The sequence below is a fragment of the Pseudomonas sp. CCOS 191 genome (assembly GCF_001007005.1).
GTDB classification, from domain to species: domain Bacteria; phylum Pseudomonadota; class Gammaproteobacteria; order Pseudomonadales; family Pseudomonadaceae; genus Aquipseudomonas; species Aquipseudomonas soli.
On sequence record NZ_LN847264.1, the window covers coordinates 1,504,580 to 1,520,128 of the forward strand.

The 15,549-nt window shown below is 65.4% G+C and carries 15 protein-coding genes; 5 read left to right on the plus strand and 10 right to left on the minus strand.

The window, feature by feature from the left end; genetic code table 11:
• The first annotated feature begins 120 nt into the window (after positions 1-120).
• The gene (locus CCOS191_RS06845) at positions 121-834 is read left to right on the plus strand and encodes a UTRA domain-containing protein (protein ID WP_046854570.1); all 714 of its coding nucleotides are present in this window, start codon (positions 121-123) and stop codon (positions 832-834) included.
• Positions 835-940: 106 nt separating this feature from the next.
• Here the strand turns inward: CCOS191_RS06845 and CCOS191_RS06850 are convergent, their stop codons facing one another.
• From CCOS191_RS06850 to minC, 7 genes are all read right to left on the minus strand, one after another.
• Positions 941-3,085, minus strand: a complete 2,145-nt coding sequence (locus tag CCOS191_RS06850; RefSeq protein WP_046854571.1) for a mechanosensitive ion channel family protein — start codon at positions 3,083-3,085, stop codon at positions 941-943.
• Between the two features lie 44 nt (positions 3,086-3,129).
• Entirely contained in the window at positions 3,130-3,297 is a 168-nt protein-coding gene (locus CCOS191_RS28110; RefSeq protein ID WP_172670874.1) for a hypothetical protein, read from the minus strand.
• 235 nt (positions 3,298-3,532) lie between these two features.
• Positions 3,533-4,822 carry a M18 family aminopeptidase gene (locus CCOS191_RS06855; RefSeq protein WP_023631594.1) on the minus strand — a complete coding sequence of 430 codons (1,290 nt, stop codon included), beginning with the start codon at positions 4,820-4,822 and terminating at the stop codon, positions 3,533-3,535.
• Positions 4,823-4,923: 101 nt separating this feature from the next.
• The gene (locus CCOS191_RS06860; protein WP_046854572.1) at positions 4,924-5,559 is read right to left on the minus strand and encodes an RluA family pseudouridine synthase; all 636 of its coding nucleotides are present in this window, start codon (positions 5,557-5,559) and stop codon (positions 4,924-4,926) included.
• A gap of 154 nt (positions 5,560-5,713) precedes the next feature.
• On the minus strand, positions 5,714-5,968 hold the full coding sequence (gene minE / locus CCOS191_RS06865; RefSeq protein WP_023631120.1) for a cell division topological specificity factor MinE: 255 nt from the start codon (positions 5,966-5,968) through the stop codon (positions 5,714-5,716).
• 3 nt (positions 5,969-5,971) lie between these two features.
• Complete coding sequence (gene minD / locus CCOS191_RS06870) at positions 5,972-6,784, minus strand: septum site-determining protein MinD (protein ID WP_023631119.1); 813 nt, start codon at positions 6,782-6,784, stop codon at positions 5,972-5,974.
• Positions 6,785-6,881: 97 nt separating this feature from the next.
• The gene (minC, locus tag CCOS191_RS06875) at positions 6,882-7,643 is read right to left on the minus strand and encodes a septum site-determining protein MinC (RefSeq protein ID WP_046854573.1); all 762 of its coding nucleotides are present in this window, start codon (positions 7,641-7,643) and stop codon (positions 6,882-6,884) included.
• Positions 7,644-7,743: 100 nt separating this feature from the next.
• Between minC and CCOS191_RS06880 the strand changes: the two genes are divergently transcribed.
• Both CCOS191_RS06880 and CCOS191_RS06885 read left to right on the plus strand, forming a co-directional pair.
• Positions 7,744-8,679, plus strand: a complete 936-nt coding sequence (locus CCOS191_RS06880) for a lipid A biosynthesis lauroyl acyltransferase (RefSeq protein ID WP_046854574.1) — start codon at positions 7,744-7,746, stop codon at positions 8,677-8,679.
• Between the two features lie 60 nt (positions 8,680-8,739).
• Positions 8,740-9,882 carry a patatin-like phospholipase family protein gene (locus CCOS191_RS06885; protein WP_046854575.1) on the plus strand — a complete coding sequence of 381 codons (1,143 nt, stop codon included), beginning with the start codon at positions 8,740-8,742 and terminating at the stop codon, positions 9,880-9,882.
• 76 nt (positions 9,883-9,958) lie between these two features.
• On the opposite strand, the gene CCOS191_RS06890 is transcribed toward CCOS191_RS06885, so the two are convergent.
• Both CCOS191_RS06890 and CCOS191_RS06895 read right to left on the minus strand, forming a co-directional pair.
• Positions 9,959-10,774, minus strand: coding sequence for an MlaA family lipoprotein (locus CCOS191_RS06890; protein ID WP_046854576.1), 816 nt, complete (start codon positions 10,772-10,774; stop codon positions 9,959-9,961).
• Positions 10,767-12,065, minus strand: coding sequence for a serine/threonine protein kinase (locus CCOS191_RS06895; protein ID WP_046854577.1), 1,299 nt, complete (start codon positions 12,063-12,065; stop codon positions 10,767-10,769). Before CCOS191_RS06895 ends, CCOS191_RS06890 begins: the two co-directional genes overlap by 8 nt.
• A gap of 288 nt (positions 12,066-12,353) precedes the next feature.
• Between CCOS191_RS06895 and CCOS191_RS06900 the strand changes: the two genes are divergently transcribed.
• Positions 12,354-12,707 carry a hypothetical protein gene (locus CCOS191_RS06900; protein ID WP_046854578.1) on the plus strand — a complete coding sequence of 118 codons (354 nt, stop codon included), beginning with the start codon at positions 12,354-12,356 and terminating at the stop codon, positions 12,705-12,707.
• A gap of 101 nt (positions 12,708-12,808) precedes the next feature.
• Here the strand turns inward: CCOS191_RS06900 and CCOS191_RS06905 are convergent, their stop codons facing one another.
• Complete coding sequence (locus CCOS191_RS06905) at positions 12,809-14,356, minus strand: glycoside hydrolase family 17 protein (protein WP_046854579.1); 1,548 nt, start codon at positions 14,354-14,356, stop codon at positions 12,809-12,811.
• Between the two features lie 222 nt (positions 14,357-14,578).
• Here CCOS191_RS06905 and CCOS191_RS06910 point away from each other — a divergent pair, with 222 nt between their 5' ends.
• Complete coding sequence (locus tag CCOS191_RS06910) at positions 14,579-15,439, plus strand: glycine betaine ABC transporter substrate-binding protein (protein WP_031314875.1); 861 nt, start codon at positions 14,579-14,581, stop codon at positions 15,437-15,439.
• Positions 15,440-15,549: the final 110 nt, after the last annotated feature.

The window sequence follows — 15,549 nt, forward strand, 5'->3', positions numbered from 1 at the left end:
AGATCTGGCAAGTGCCCTGCGGCGCCTGTGTCACAGGATGTTCATCAGCCGTGCCTAGGCTTGCACTACGCTCCAACTGCCCCGTTTCGGGGCTGGACTAGTCCAGATAGGTAACCTTTGATGCAAGCGACGCCACCGCGCGCGGTAACAGCCATCTGCCACGCGCTGCAGGAGCAGATCGAACACGGCTTGCTGGCGCCCGGCGGCAAGCTGCCGGCCGAGCGCAGGCTCAGCGAGGTGTTCGACACCACGCGTATCACGCTGCGCGAGGCGCTGGTGCAGCTCGAGGCCATGGGCCTGATCTACCGCGAGGAGCGGCGTGGCTGGTTCGTCGCGCCCGAGCGTCTGACCTACGACCTGATCGAGCGCAGCCATTTCCATGCGATGGTGCGCGACCAGGGGCGCGAGCCGCGTACGCAGCTGCTGTCGGCGCGGCTGCAGCCGGCTTCGGCGGCGATCTGCGCGCGCCTGCGGCTGCCGGCGTTGTCCAGCGTGGTGCGGATCTGCCGGTTGCGGCGTATCGACGGGCGGGCGGTGCTGTATGCCGAGCACTATCTCAACCCGCGCTACTTCCCCGGCATCCTCGAACTGGACCTGGCCCAGTCACTGACCGAGATCTATGCGCGGGAGTACGCGATTCACTATGGGCAGGTGTGCTTCGAGATCCTGCCGACGGCGTTGCCGGCCGAGGCGGCGGCTGCCTTGAAGGTGTCGGCTGGCAGCCCCGGGCTGCATATCACCCGGGTCAACAGCGACCTGCATGGGCATCTGATCGACTGCGACCTGGAGTACTGGCGCCATGATGCGATTCGCATCCGCGCCGAGGCGGGTTAGGGCGGCCATTTGTAGGAGCGGCTTCAGCCGCGATGCGGGCAACTCGGTGCCTGGCACCCGCTTTGCGGGTGATCGCGGCTAAAGCCGCTCCTACGCAGGGCACGCCCTACTTCGCGTCGCCCATTCCACCACCCCCAGCCGTCACCACCTGCACCGACAGCCGTGGCGTCGCCAGATCCAGCCCCGCTTCATCGAGCTGGCGCTTCAACGCCAGGTTGAACGCCCGCGATACCTCCCACTGCTTGATCGGCGCGGTCTTGAACCGCGCCCGCAGGATCGCCGAGCCCGACTCGAAGCTTTCCACCCCCTGCAACTCCAGCGGCGACCAGATGTTGCGGCGCATCAGCGGGTCGTTGCGCAGTTTCTGCCCGACCTCGCGGATCAGGGTGATGGCCTGGTCGATGTTCATGCTGTGCGGGATGGCCACGCGGAAGATCGCGTAGCCGAATTCGCGCGAGTAGTTCTTGATGCTCTTGATCTCGCTGAACGGGATGGTGTGCACGATGCCGTCGATGTCGCGCAGGCGCACGGTGCGGATGGTCAGGCCCTCGACCGTGCCCAGGTGGCCGCCGACATCCACGTAGTCGTCGATGGCCAGCGAGTCCTCGATGATGATGAACAGGCCGGTGATCAGGTCGGCCACCAGCGACTGGGCGCCGAAACCGATGGCCAGGCCGATGACACCGGCACCCGCCAGCAGCGGGGTGACGTTCATGCCCATGTTGGCCAGGGCGACGATCACCGCGATGATGACGATCACCACGAACATCACGTTGCGGATCAGCGGCATCATGGTCTGCGCCCGGGCGTTGGCCAGCCCGCGCCGCGAATGCACCAGGGCATGGTGCACGGCGGTGTCGGCGAGGATCCACACCAGCCAGGCGACGATCAGCGTGCCGGCCAGGCCCAGCAGGCGCAGGCTGACTTCATGGCCGTCACCCTCGGCGAAACTGATCATCGAGTGGCCCCAGACGCGCAGGCCCAGTTCGATGAACAGCAGCCAGATGAACAGGTGCACCAGGACATAGCCGAAGTTGCGCAGGCGTTCGGTATAGACCGCCTGGCGCTTGTTGGCGCGCCTGGGCTTTGCCGCGTGGCGACGGACCAGGCCATTGAGCACCATGCACACCACCACCAGCACGGTGCACATCAGCGACTGGCGCAGGGCGGTGCTGGTGTCGCCGGCGGAGACGAAGGTGGCGAACAGCGAGATCGCCACCAGGATCAGCGCCGGGATGTACCAGAAGCTGCCGAGCAGTTCGATGGTGTCGCTCAGGGTGCGCCGGGTCAGGCGCCGGGACAGGGGCTGGTTGCGGATCAGGTGGGCGATCGGGCGGCGGAAGCGCAGGATGAACAGCCCGGTGCACAGCGCGGCGATCACATTGGCCAGGGTGGCCAGGGCGTGAGCCAGGTGGCTGCCCAGCGCGGTGGTCAGGCGTGGGTCGCTCATCGCCTCGCCGAACGCGGCGAAGCTGCCGATCAGCCACAGTGGGCGGAACGCCTGGTGCCGCAGGATATGCAGGGCGCGGTGGCGATGCGGGCCGTCGAGCAGCGAGAAGGCAATCACGCAGATCGCCGAGAACAGGGTGCCGACCACCAGCGCGTAGGCCAGCACCATGGCCATCGACTTGCCCAGCGAGGAGGGCAGGGCGAAGCTCAGGTACACGGTGAACACCAGCGCCACCAGCCAGGGCCCCAGCTTGCGCAGGGCAAAGCGCACCAGATCCCAGGTCCGCGGGTGTTGCGGCAGGTCCTCGGTCAGGCCGAAACGCAGGCGCACGCGGTGGCCGATCCAGTTGAAGGCATAGGCCAGCAGGCCCCAGACCAGGATGACCCCAGCGAAGCCAAACAGGATCGCCGGCCATTGATGCACCGGCACCACCAGTGCGGCCAGCTCGTCCTGGGCCTGGTCGATTTCCAGCGACCAGCGCTTGAACGGGCTGGCATCGCCGCTGAACTGTTTCTCGAAGTCGTGCAGGGCACCGCCGATCAGGCCGAGCACGCCCTGTTCGACGGTGGGTTGCGATTGTTTCGTGGCGTCGCGCAGCTTTTTCAGGTCGGCCAGCAGCTTGGCGCGTTGCTGGTCGTTTTCCAGGTTCTTGATCACCTCGTCCAGGGACTTGCCCAAGGGCTCGCTGGCTTCGGGCTGGGCGGGCGTGCTGGAGCCGAGCAGGCCTGGCAGGCCGGCGGCGTGCGCTGGCGTGACGAACAACAGGAACAGCAGCGTGATGCAACGCAGGAGGGCTGGCACCGGGAAATCTACCTCAGGTCAAACGTTTGCCCGAGTGTAGAGGTTTACGACGGCAGTTTCTCGAGGATCTTCCAGCAGGTGAGGCCGAAAATGCCGAGGGTGCCGATCCACATCATCAGCACGCCGACATTGCGCTCGCGCAGGCTGAAACCGATGGTCAGCAGCATCAGGAACAGGAACACCGGCACGAACAGGGACAGGAAGGGGGACATGTACGGCAATCCTTTTGCTTCGGGGCATGTCCTAAGCATAGCGGGTTGTGGCGGTGGGAGCGTTGACCCGGGGCATGTTACCCGGCAAGCCGGGTCCTGCGGTCGTTCTGCGTGTAGGAGCGGCTTCAGCCGCGATGCAGGCAACGCGGTGTATGGCACCCGCTTCGCGGGTGATCGCGGCTAAAAGCCGCTCCTACAGAGGTCATGCCGGATCAATGGGGTATGGTTTGTGGCCTCAGGGCAGTTCGCGGCTGCGGTAGAAGGCGCCGAGCACCTTCACCAGGTGGGCCAGGTCATGGCTGCCGCACAGCTCGCGGATCGAGTGCATGGCGAAGGTCGGCAGGCCGATATCCACCGTACGCACGCCCAGGTGGCTGGCGGTGATCGGGCCGATGGTCGAGCCGCAGCCCATGTCGCTGCGCACCACGAAGCTCTGCACCGGGACTTCCTCGGCCATGCACAGGTGGCGGAAGAACCCGGCGGTTTCGCTGTTGGTGGCGTAGCGCTGGTTGTTGTTGACCTTGATCACCGGGCCTGCGTTGAGCTTGGGGCCGTGGTTGCCGTCGTGCTTGTCGGCGTAGTTGGGGTGCACGCCGTGGGCATTGTCGGCCGAGACCATCAGCGAGCGCTGGATGGTGCGCACATAGTCGTCGCCATCGGGCAGCAGGCGCTGCAGGGTCTGTTCGAGCATCGGGCCATCGGCGCCGCAGGCCGAGCAGGAGCCGACTTCCTCGTGGTCGTTGCACACCAGTACGCAGGTCTCGTCGCCTTCGGCGTTCAGCAGCGCCTGCAGGCCGGCGTAGCACGACAGCAGGTTGTCCAGGCGGGCGGCGGCGATGAAGTCGCCGTTCAGGCCGATCAATGCGGCGTCCTGGGTGTCGTAGAAGCTCAGCTCGTAATCCAGCACCACGTCGGCGTTGAGGTCGTGTTCGCGGGCCAGCTGCTCGGTGAGCAGGGCGCGGAAGTCGACGCGCTCGTCGCCGGCGACCTGCGCCAGGATCGGTGGCAGTTCGGTCTGCGGGTTGATCTGCCAGCCTTCGTTGGCGGTGCGGTTGAGGTGGATCGCCAGGTTCGGGATCACCGCGATCGGCAGCTTGAAGTCGATCAGCTGGCTTTCCACCTTGCCGTCACGGCGGAAAGTGACCCGGCCGGCCAGCGACAGGTCGCGGTCGAACCAAGGGGCAAGCAGGGCGCCGCCATAGACTTCGACGCCCAGTTGCAGGAAGCCCTGGCGCTGCAGTTCGGGCTGCGGCTTGACCCGCAGGCATGGGCTGTCGGTGTGGGCGCCGACCATGCGGATACCGCCGATCAGCGGCGAATGCTTGCCGAGCTTGATGGCGATGATCGAGGAATCGTTACGGGTCACGTAGTAGCGGCCGCCAGGCACGGTGGCCCAGCTGTCGCGTTCGTCCAGGCGCTGGTAGCCGGCGGCCTCGAGGCGTTGCGCGAGGCTGGCGGTGGCGTGGAAGGGCGTCGGGGAGGCCTTGAGGAATTCGATCAGGCCGGCGTTCAGGGCATCGCGCATAAGTCACTCCAGACAGCAGTGGCGCGAGTTTAGCGTAAATGCTCGAAAATTTGTGTCGAGCCATCGCGAGGCGTGGCAGCGCCCCGCGATTGGCCAGTGCCTTAGAACGGCGCCGGACACTCGAATTTCAGGCGTTCGCCAGACACCGGATGGGTAAAGCTCAGCATCGAGGCATGCAGGCACAGCCGCTCATGGGCCGCCAGCGCCTCGGGGTTGGCGTACAGCCGGTCGCCGAGCAGCGGGTGGCCGATCGACAGCATGTGCACGCGCAGCTGGTGCGAGCGCCCGGTGATCGGCGTCAGTTCGACCCGGCAGTGATCGCCGCAGCGCTCGACGATGCGCCAGAAGGTCAGGGCATGCTTGCCTTGCTCATGGTCGACCACGTGGCGCGGCTTGGTCGGCGGGTCGTAACGCAGGGGCAGGTCGATGCTGCCGCTGTCGAGCGCGGGCTGGCCCCAGCACAGCGCGGTATAGGCCTTTTCGGTCTCGCGGTCGTGGAACTGGCGTGACAGTTCACGATGGCTGTCGGCGTCGCGGGCGAGCAGGATGATCCCCGAGGTTTCCCAGTCCAGGCGGTGGACGATCAGGGCTTCCGGGTAGCCGTTTTCCTGCAGGCGGGTGATCAGGCAGTCCTTGTTGTCCTCGGCGCGGCCCGGCACCGACAACAGCAGGGTCGGCTTGTTGATCACCAGGACGGCGGCGTCTTCGTGAAGGATCTGGATGTTCGACAGCGGCATTGCTAGGTCTCGGTGAAATGGCGGAAAGCACTGGGGCCGCCTTGCGGCCCATCGCCGGCAAGCCGGCTCCCACAGGGTCCCGCGTTGTCTGTGGGAGCCGGCTTGCCGGCGATGGGCTGCAAAGCAGCCCCAATGATTACACCCAGCTGCGCGATCAGCGATCAGGCAGGGTGATGTTCAGTTCCAGAATCGAGCAGCTGCCCTGGTTTTCCAGTTCGATCTGTACGTCGTCGTTGCCGATGTTGACGTACTTGCGGATCACCTCGACCAGCTCCTTCTGCAAGGCAGGCAGGTAGTCCGGGGTGCTGCGCTGGCCACGCTCGTGCGCCACGATGATCTGTAGACGCTCTTTCGCTACCGACGCGCTGCTCTGTTTCTGTCTGCCACGAAAGAAGTCAAAAAGGTTCATGGTTTATTTGCCTCCAAACAGGCGCGCGAAGAATCCTTGCTTCGGCACTTCGATGAACCGCAGTGGCTTGGGCTTGCCCAGCAGGCGGTCGACGGTGTCGCTGTACGCCTGGCCTGCATCGCTCTGGTCATCGAGAATGACCGGGATGCCCTGGTTGGAGGCCTTGAGCACGGCTTGGGATTCGGGGATGACACCCAGCAGTTCGACCGAGAGGATTTCCTTGACGTCCTCGACGCCAAGCATTTCGCCCTTTTCGACGCGCTCGGGGTGGTAGCGGGTGATCAGCAGGTGTTCCTTGATCGGGTCTTCGCCCTGTTCGGCACGGCGCGACTTGCTCGACAGCAGGCCGATCATGCGGTCGGAGTCACGTACCGACGAAACCTCGGGGTTGGTCACGACGATGGCTTCGTCGGCGAAGTACATCGCCAGGTGCGCACCTTTCTCGATACCGGCCGGCGAGTCGCAGACCACGAAGTCGAACTGGTCCTTGAGCTCCATCAGTACCTTTTCGACGCCTTCCTTGGTCAGCGCGTCCTTGTCGCGGGTCTGGCTGGCGGCCAGCACGAACAGGTTTTCCAGGCGCTTGTCCTTGATCAGGGCCTGCTGCAGGTTGGCTTCGCCGTTGACCACGTTGACGAAGTCGTACACCACGCGGCGTTCGCAGCCCATGATCAGGTCGAGGTTACGCAGGCCGACGTCGAAGTCGACGATGACTGTCTTGTGCCCGCGCAGTGCGAGGCCGGTACCGATGGCGGCGCTGGTGGTGGTCTTGCCCACACCCCCCTTGCCGGAAGTAACCACGAGAATCTTGGCCAAGGTGTTTCACCCCTAAATAATTCGGGACAGACGTCCCTGCAAATACAAAAAACGGCAACGGGAAAAAAGTTGCGCTAAAAATGCCGGCAAGTATCCGTTAAAGACGGGTGATGTTCAACACGTCGCCGGACAGGCTGACCTGTACGCCCGAACCCCACAGCGGGTCGCGGCGCAGGTCTTCGCACACTTTGTACTGGCCGGCGATGGAGACCATTTCCGCAGTCATCTGCAGGCAGAAGATCCGCGCCTTGGTATTGCCCTTGATACCGGCCAGGGCACGGCCACGCATGGCGCCGTACACATGGATGTTGCCATCGGCAAGAAGTTCCGCGCCGGGGCTGACCGAACCGGTCACCACCAGGTCGCCGCCCTGGGCGTAGATCTGCTGGCCGCCGCGCACCGTCGAGGTGATGATCCGCGTCGGGCGAACTTCGGGTTCGGCCGGCGCAGCTGGCGGCGCAGGCGCGGGCTCGGGCTTCTTCACCTCGGGCTCCGGCTCGAGCGGCCGTTCGCGGGCGCCGGACGGCGGCAGCACCGGCAGGTCGATGGCGATCGCGGCGGCGATGTCCTCGATGCGGCTGGCGCGGATCGCCAGGGTGCGCAGGCCATGGTGACGGCACACGCGCATCAGCCTGGGCAGGTCGATGGCGCCTTCGTCATGGGGCAGCTTGTCCAGGGCCAGCACCAACGGCGTGTTGCTGAAGAAATTCGGCGCCTGCGCGACCTTCGCCGCCAGCTGGCGGTCGAGGGACTCGAGGTCGTTGCGCGCCAGTTCCAGCACGGTGATGGCAAGCATGCTGCCCTTGAGCTGGAACACGGGGGCGTTGTCGGGTGTCTGGTTGGGGCTCATGGTCTGCATAGACGGCTTGTTGCGAAAAAAGTGCCCTGACTTATAGCGATAAGACCGTTTGCCCGCAACCGATGTAGAATGCCGGGCTCATGTCTTGCCGGAAGCTTCAATGGAACGCCCGCGTTTTCGATCCTCTTTCCTTCACCCGCGATTCTGGGGCCTGTGGCTGGGCCTGGGCCTGCTGTGGCTGGTCGCCCAGCTGCCGTACCGGGCCTTGCTGGGGCTGGGGCGCGCCCTGGGCGCGGTGATGTACCGGCTGGCGGGTGAGCGCCGACGCATCGCCGCGCGCAACCTGGAACTGTGCTTCCCGGCGCTGTCCGGCGACGAACGGCAGCGCCTGCTCAAGGAAAACTTCGCCTCCACCGGCATCGCCTTCTTCGAGATGGCCATGAGCTGGTGGTGGCCAAAGGCCCGGCTGGCGCGCCTGGCCCACATCGAGGGCATCGAGCACCTGCAGGCCGCCCAGCGTGAAGGTGAGGGGGCGATCCTCATGGCCGTGCACTTCACCACCCTAGAGATCGGCGCCGCCTTGCTGGGCCAGGTGCATACCATCGACGGCATGTACCGCGAACATGGCAACCCGGTGTTCGACTTCATCCAGCGCCGCGGCCGCGAGCGCCACAACGCCGACTCGCTGGCGGTGGAGCGCGACGACGTGCGCGGCATGCTCAAGCTGCTGCGCAAGGGCCGGGCGATCTGGTACGCGCCGGATCAGGACTACGGCATCAAGCAGAGTATCTTCGTGCCGCTGTTCGGTATCCCCGCGGCCACCGTCACCGCCACCACCAAGTTCGCCCGGCTGGGCAAGGCGCGGGTGATTCCGTTCACCCAGAAGCGCCTGGAGGATGGCAGCGGCTATCGCCTGGTGGTGCACCCGCCGCTCGAAGACTTCCCCGGCGAAACCGAGGAGGCCGACTGCCTGCGCATCAACCAGTGGGTCGAGGGTGTGCTGCGCGAGTGCCCGGAGCAGTACCTGTGGGCGCATCGGCGCTTCAAATCGCGGCCTGAAGGCGAACCACGGCTGTACGACAAGAAAAAGCGTTAGGGCGCGGGCTTGCCCCGCGACAGGGCCGGTACTGGCAACCACTGACTCCAGGAAGGATGCATGACCTCAACCACCGGCCTGATCCTCTCCGGCGGCGGTGCCCGCGCCGCCTACCAGGTCGGCGTGCTGGCCGGCATCGCCGAGCTGCTGCCGCCGGGCGCCGCCAATCCGTTCCCGGTGATCGTCGGCACCTCGGCTGGCGCGATCAACGCGGTCAAGCTGGCCAGCGGCGCCACCCGCTTCGCCGAGTCGGTACAGCAACTGACGGCATTCTGGCAGAACTTTCGCAGCCACCTGGTGCTACGCAGCGACTGGCCAGGCGTGATCCGCCAGGCCAGTCGCTTCGTCGGCCACAGCCTGCTGGGCCTCGGCGGCCAGGTGCCGGTGGCACTGCTCGACAGCCGCCCATTGCGCGGCCTGCTGCACGAGCATCTGAACCTGGATGGCATCGCCCACTCCCTGGCGGCCAATCAGTTGCGTGCCATCGCCGTGACCGCGTTTGGCTACGAGTCCGGCCAGGCGGTGACCTTCTACCAGGGCCGCGACACCATCGAACCCTGGTTGCGCCACCGCCGCATCGGCATGCCCACGCCGCTGACCATCGACCACCTGCTGGCCAGTTCGGCGATCCCGTTGCTGTTCGCCCCGGTACGCCTGGGCGAGGAGTACTTCGGTGATGGCGCGGTGCGCCAGCCGGCGCCGATCAGCCCGGCGCTGCACCTGGGTGCCAGTCGCGTCCTGGTAGTCGGGGTCAGCGGCAACCCCCAGCGACCCTCGCCACCCTTGCCGACCCAGCGCGTGTTCAGCGGCCAGCAACCGAGCCTGGCGCAAATCGGCGGGCATATGCTCAACAGCACCTTCATCGACAGCCTCGAGGACGATATCGAGCTGCTGCAGCGGCTCAACCATCTCAGTCACCTGCTGCCGGCGCACCTGGACGCCCGGCGCCTGGGGTTGGCGCCGATCGAGGTGCTGGTGGTGGCGCCCAGCCAGCCGCTGGACGAGATTGCCGCCCGTCACCGCCGCGAGCTGCCGGCGGCGCTGAGGCTGTTCCTGCGCGGGCCGGGGGCGACCAAGACCAGCGGGGCAGGGGTGCTGAGCTACCTGCTGTTCGAGGCGAGCTATTGCAGCGAACTGATCGAGTTGGGGCGCAAGGATGCCTTGGCCAAGAAACGGGAACTGTGCCAGTTCCTGGGAATTTGAGGCTTCCTGTATTGGCCATTTCGCTGCGGTTGGTCGCCACGGCAAGTCGTGGCGACCAACCGCAGCGGCCGCATGCTTATTCGGCGATCTGCAACTTGCGCGACTGGGTGTACACGTATCGCAGCTTCTCGTACTCGAACGGTGAGTTGGTCTGCCCGTAGCGGAAGTTGGTGGTGTAGCGCTTGTCCACTGCCCGCAGCACGGTGAGCTCCGGGTGGTCGCTGGCGGTGTCGGGTACGTTCAGGTAGTTGATTTCCTTCTCCCCCACGTAATCCACCACCAGCCCGGTGGTGTCGCGCAGGTTCGACGGGCCGAGGATCGGCAGCATCAGGTACGGTCCGTCCGGCACCCCGTAGAAGCCCAGGGTCTGGCCGAAATCCTCGCTCTGCCGAGGCAGGCCCATCTTGGTCGCCGGGTCCCACAAGCCGCCGACCCCGATGATGGTGTTGAACATCAATCGGGCGGTGATCTGCGCCGAACGCTTGGGCTTGAGCTGCAGCACACTGTTGAACAGGTTGGGCACATCACCCAGGTTGTTGAAGAAGTTGCTCACCCCGGTGCGCACGAAGCTCGGGGTAATGTAGCGGTAGCCGTCGACCACCGGCAGGAACACCCACTCGTCGAAGCGGTAGTTGAAGTGGTAGATGCGTCGGTTCAGCGACTCCAGCGGGTCGTAGATGTTCAGCGCGGCCAGGGTCGAGCGTTCGAACTCGCGCTGGTCCAGGCCGGGGTTGAATTTCAGTTCGCGCAGCGGGTCGACGAAACCGTCGGATTCCACGGTGAGCGTTTCGGTCTTGTCGGCCTCGACCACGCTGGCACGCGGCGCGACTTCCTCGGCCAGGGCGCAGCCGCTGGCGAGCAGGGCGGTGACGAGCAGCAGTCTGTTAACCACGGAAGAACTCCAGCATGGCGTCGCTGTTGACGCGGTAGTTGAGGTTGCCGCAATGGCCGCCATGGGGGTAGAGCGTCAGGCGTTCGCCGAATACCCGGCGCAGGAAGCCGATGTCGCCGGGGCCGAGGATCACATCGTCGGCGTTATGCATCACGGCGATCTTCGGGTTGTCGCGCAGATAGTCCTCCAACGCGTACAGGCTCACCTGGTCGACCAGTTGCAGCAGGCTGTTGCCGTCGGTGCGCGCGCGCCACATGGGGATCACCTGCTCGGTCAGGTAGCAGTCGAAGTCGCACTGCAGGGCCCGTTTGAAGAAGGGCTCCAGGCTGCTGCCTTCGGTGATCGGGAACTTCGGCGGAATGATCAGCCCGCGACGGTTGATCAGGTCGGAGGTAAAGGCGATGTCGGCGGCCGAGAAGCGGAACGAGGTGCCGATGAGCATGGCCATCTGCTCATTGGACAGGTGCTCCCGCGACTTCTGGAAGTCGTAGAGCAACGCATCGTTGAGGTCGATGTAGCCCTTGTCCTGGAAGTAGCGGGTGAGCTTTTCCAGCATCAGTTCATAGAAGGTGGTGCTGCGGTCGATGCCCTTGACCCGGGTCTGCACCAGCTTGTCCAGGTTGGTGATCGAGGTGTACAGGTTGACCGGCGGGTTGAGCAGCAGCACACGCTTGAACTTGAAGCTCTGGCGGGTTTCGTCGAGCTTGCTGACGAACGCCGCGTCCAGTGCGCCCAGGCTGTAGCCAGTGAGGTAATACTCGCTGACCGGCAGGCGCGCTTGCTGGGCACGCACCGCCTGCATGACCCGGTACAGGTCCTTGGCGTCCTCGCTCGACACCCCGGGGGTGGCGAAGCGCGAGGCTGCGCTCATGAAGTCCCAACTGGTGGGCGAGGACAGCTGCACCACATGGTAGCCGGCCTGGTAGAACAGCTTCTTCAGGTACTCGTTGATGCTGCTGGAGTAGGGCGCGCCGGTGCCGGCGATCAGGAAGATCAGCGGCGCTTCGTGGTCTTGCCTGGCCAGGCGGTAGCGCAGCTTCTTCACCGACCAGAAGTTGTCGGGCAGGGTGAACTCGCGCTCCGGGCGCAGGGTGAGGCTGTAGTCGGACTGGTCGATGTCATCGTCGCTGGGCAGCGTCGGGCGCTGCTCCGGCGGCGTGGTGGCGATGGTCGCCTCGAACGGGTTGGTCAACGGGTAACCGTAGCTCGCGGCATCGATATCCCGCGCCGAGGCGGCCGCCGCCATGAGCAGGCCACCGAGCAGGGCGGCAAGGCGCAAAGATCGAAGCATGTAGTCCCCCAAGGAAAATGCAAGGTCGTGCGGTACGCAGGCTAGTGTCCTGTCTCGGAAAAACCTTCACCTTTGCGGGCAGAAGTGAACGTCTTGTTTCCAGGACAGGACACTAGGACCACGGCGGGCCAGACAAAGTTGCCCGTCGCCCTGTCGTTCGTCGCACCAGATGTTGCCGCGCCAGCCAACGTTTGTCTTGTGCAACATAGCTGCCTGGCCATGATTTTGCCTTTCATCACCCCGCTGGGGGATCATGCAGCGTTTCCATTACCGCTGTTGGAGAACCGGATGTCTCGTACGTGGCCACTCTTTGTCTTGCTGGCGTGCCTGGGCCTGTGGCTGGCGGCCAGCTATGGCGTGCGTTATGGGTTGATGGAGGATGCCCAGTGGGTGGGGGTGTGCAGCGCCCCAGGGGCGATCTGGCAGTGCCAGGCGCGATCATTGCTCGGGCTGGGAATTCATTTCCAGGTCATGGCCTGGGGGGCGCTGGGCCTGGCGCTGGTCTGCCAGCTGTGGCCGGGACGGGGCGGCTGGTGGCTGGCGGTGCTGGCGTTGGTGTTCGGGGTGCCGGCGCTGGTGCTGTATACCGCGAGCATCGCGGTGTTTGCGTTGGTCCTGGCGGGGTTGCGGCTGGTACGGTGATGCGGGGCCGCTGAGGCGGCCCATCGCCGGCAAGGTCTGACGCGCTTTTCTGTGGGAGCCGGCTTGCCGGCGAATCGAGGACGAAGTCCTCGCGCTGGGTTTCACGCCGGGCGCAACCTCAGGCTGCGCCACAACGCCCCGACCATCAACACGCTGACCACCGCCCAGCCCCACGCCTGCGGGTTCTGCAGCCCTTCGCGGAACAGCTGCGGCGCCACTCCGGCACCTACGATGAAGGCCAGCAGCGCCACCTCCGCCCGCCGCGCCGGTACTGGCCGCAACAGATAGACCAGCGCCGGCAGCAGCAATGCCGCGCTGGGGAAACTGCGATAGCGCGGATCGAACACCATCGCCAGCATGCTTACCGCCGCTGCGAACCCTGCCGCCAGCAACCATGTACCTGCGTGCGCCTCGAGCCAGGCGAACAGCCGCTGGCGCCAGCCGTCACGGCGGGCCAGCGCCAGCGCGCCGTGGGCCAGCACCAGCAGGTTCAGCCCGGCCAGGGCAAACGCCCACAGCCATTCGCCGGCAAAACGCGCGTTGGTGCGCATCAGCTCACCCCACAGTCCCAGACAGCCGGCGCCCAGGGCCGCCAGCAACGGCAGCAGCAGGGCGGCGCGCTGGTCGGTCGGGCGCCCGGCCAGGGCCAGGGTCGCCAGCATCAGAATCACGCTGGCCAGCAACCATTGTGGCCACAGTGCCAGGTTGCTCACCGGCCCTTCGAGCACGCCCTTATCGTGGCGGTCGGCGTCGTACAGCCCCCAGTAGCCGCCCACGGCACCTTCGCTGGCGCGCTTCCACGGCTGGTCGAAGGCTTCGATCAGGTTGTAGCGCCAGCCGTTGGCTTCGGCCAGGGCGACGAAGCCGCGGATGAAGCGGGCCTCGTTGACCCGGCTCGGCTCGGCGGTTTCACGCTGGCGGCCCTCGCTGGGCCAGCCGGTTTCGCCGATCAGGATGTCCTTGGGCGCAAAGCGGTTGCCGAATACCTGGCGTACCTCGGCGACATGGGCCAGCGCCGCATCAATGCCGCGAGGCTCGTCCTCCCAGTAGGGCAGCAGGTGGATGGTCAGGAAATCCACCGCCGGTGCGATCTGCGGATGCTGCAGCCAGAACTCCCAGACATCGGCGTAGGTCACTGGCACGCTGACCTGGCTTTTGACCTTGGCGATCAGGCCGGCCAGGCGCTCGCCGGTGACTTCCTTGCGCAACAGCGCCTCGTTGCCGACGATCACCGCGCTGACCACGTCAGGGTTGGCGTTGGCCGCGGCGATCAGTAACTCGACTTCCTTGTCGGTGTCCACCGGGTTGGCGTTGACCCAGGCGCCGAGCATCACTTTCAGCCCGTGTTTGCGCGCCAGCGCCGGGAGCGCCTCGAGGCCGGTCATCGAATAGGTGCGGATGCACTGGAAACGCTCGCTGAGCAACGCCAGGTCGGCGTCCATGCGCGCCGGGCGCAGGCGGAACGGCTGGTCGAAGGGCGACTGGTCCTTGTCGAAGGGGGTATACGAGGCGCACTGCAGCTTGTGCGTCGGGCTGGCGGCATCGGGTAGGTGCACCGGCCTGCCGAGCCCATACCAGAGGGCGGCGAGACAGAGGAAGGCGAGCAGGCTGGCGAGCAGGTATAGCGTGCGCAACATCGGGCGGTCCATCGTCGTATTCGGGAACTGGGGCCGCTGCGCAGCCCCGAGGACCCGTGATAGTAGCCCGGCGCCAAGCCTTTGGCATGCAAGGATCGCGCAGACCGCCACAGTTGCATGGCGCTAATGGCACAGTGCTGTCGCTGATCGCTCGCTGAAGGTCGCTGACAGAGCAGGTCGCAGGCCGAGGCAGGTCGATGATGCAATCTCCAAGACCTGACGAGGGATGCTTTGATGGCGACTATTACAAGAATGCGACGTTTCCTGGGCGTGGGCACCGCCCTGGTTTTGGCCATGAGTACTGCGCAGGCAATGGCCAAGGAAGTCAGCATCGGTTACGTGGATGGCTGGTCCGACAGCGTCGCCACCACCAACGTGGCCGCCGAAGTGATCAGGCAGAAACTCGGCTATGACGTGAAGCTGCAGGCCGTTGCCACCGGCATCATGTGGCAGGGCGTGGCCACCGGCAAGCTCGACGCCATGCTCTCGGCCTGGCTGCCGGTGACCCATGGCGAGTACTGGACCAAGAACAAGGACAACGTGGTCGACTACGGCCCCAACTTCAAGGACGCCAAGATCGGCCTGATCGTCCCCGAGTACGTCAAGGCCAACAGTATCGAAGATCTCAAGACCGATCAGAGCTTCAAGCAGAAGATCGTCGGTATCGATGCCGGCTCCGGGGTCATGCTCAAGACCGATCAGGCCATCAAGGACTACGGCTTGACCGGTTACAAGCTGACCGCCAGCTCCGGTGCGGCGATGACCGCGGAACTGGGCCGCTCCTACGCCAAGCAACAGTCCATTGCCGTGACCGGCTGGGTACCGCACTGGATGTTCGCCAAATGGAAGCTGAAGTTCCTCGAGGATCCAAAAGGCGTGTACGGCGCCGCCGAAACCGTCAACAGCATCGGTAGCAAGGAACTGGCGAGCAAGGCCCCGGAAGTGGCCGAGTTCCTCAAGAAGTTCCAGTGGCAGTCCAAGGATGAGATCGGCGAGGTGATGCTGGCGATCCAGGAAGGCGCCAAGCCCGAGGCTGCGGCCAAGGACTGGGTGGCCAAGCATCCGGAGCGGGTCAAGGAGTGGACGGGCAAGTGATGGCCTGAAATGGGGCTGCTGTGCAGCCCTTTCGCCGCGGTTCGTCGCCACGACAAGCCGGCTCCCACAGGTGCGGCGCAGATCCTTTGTGGGAGCTGGCTTGTCGTGGC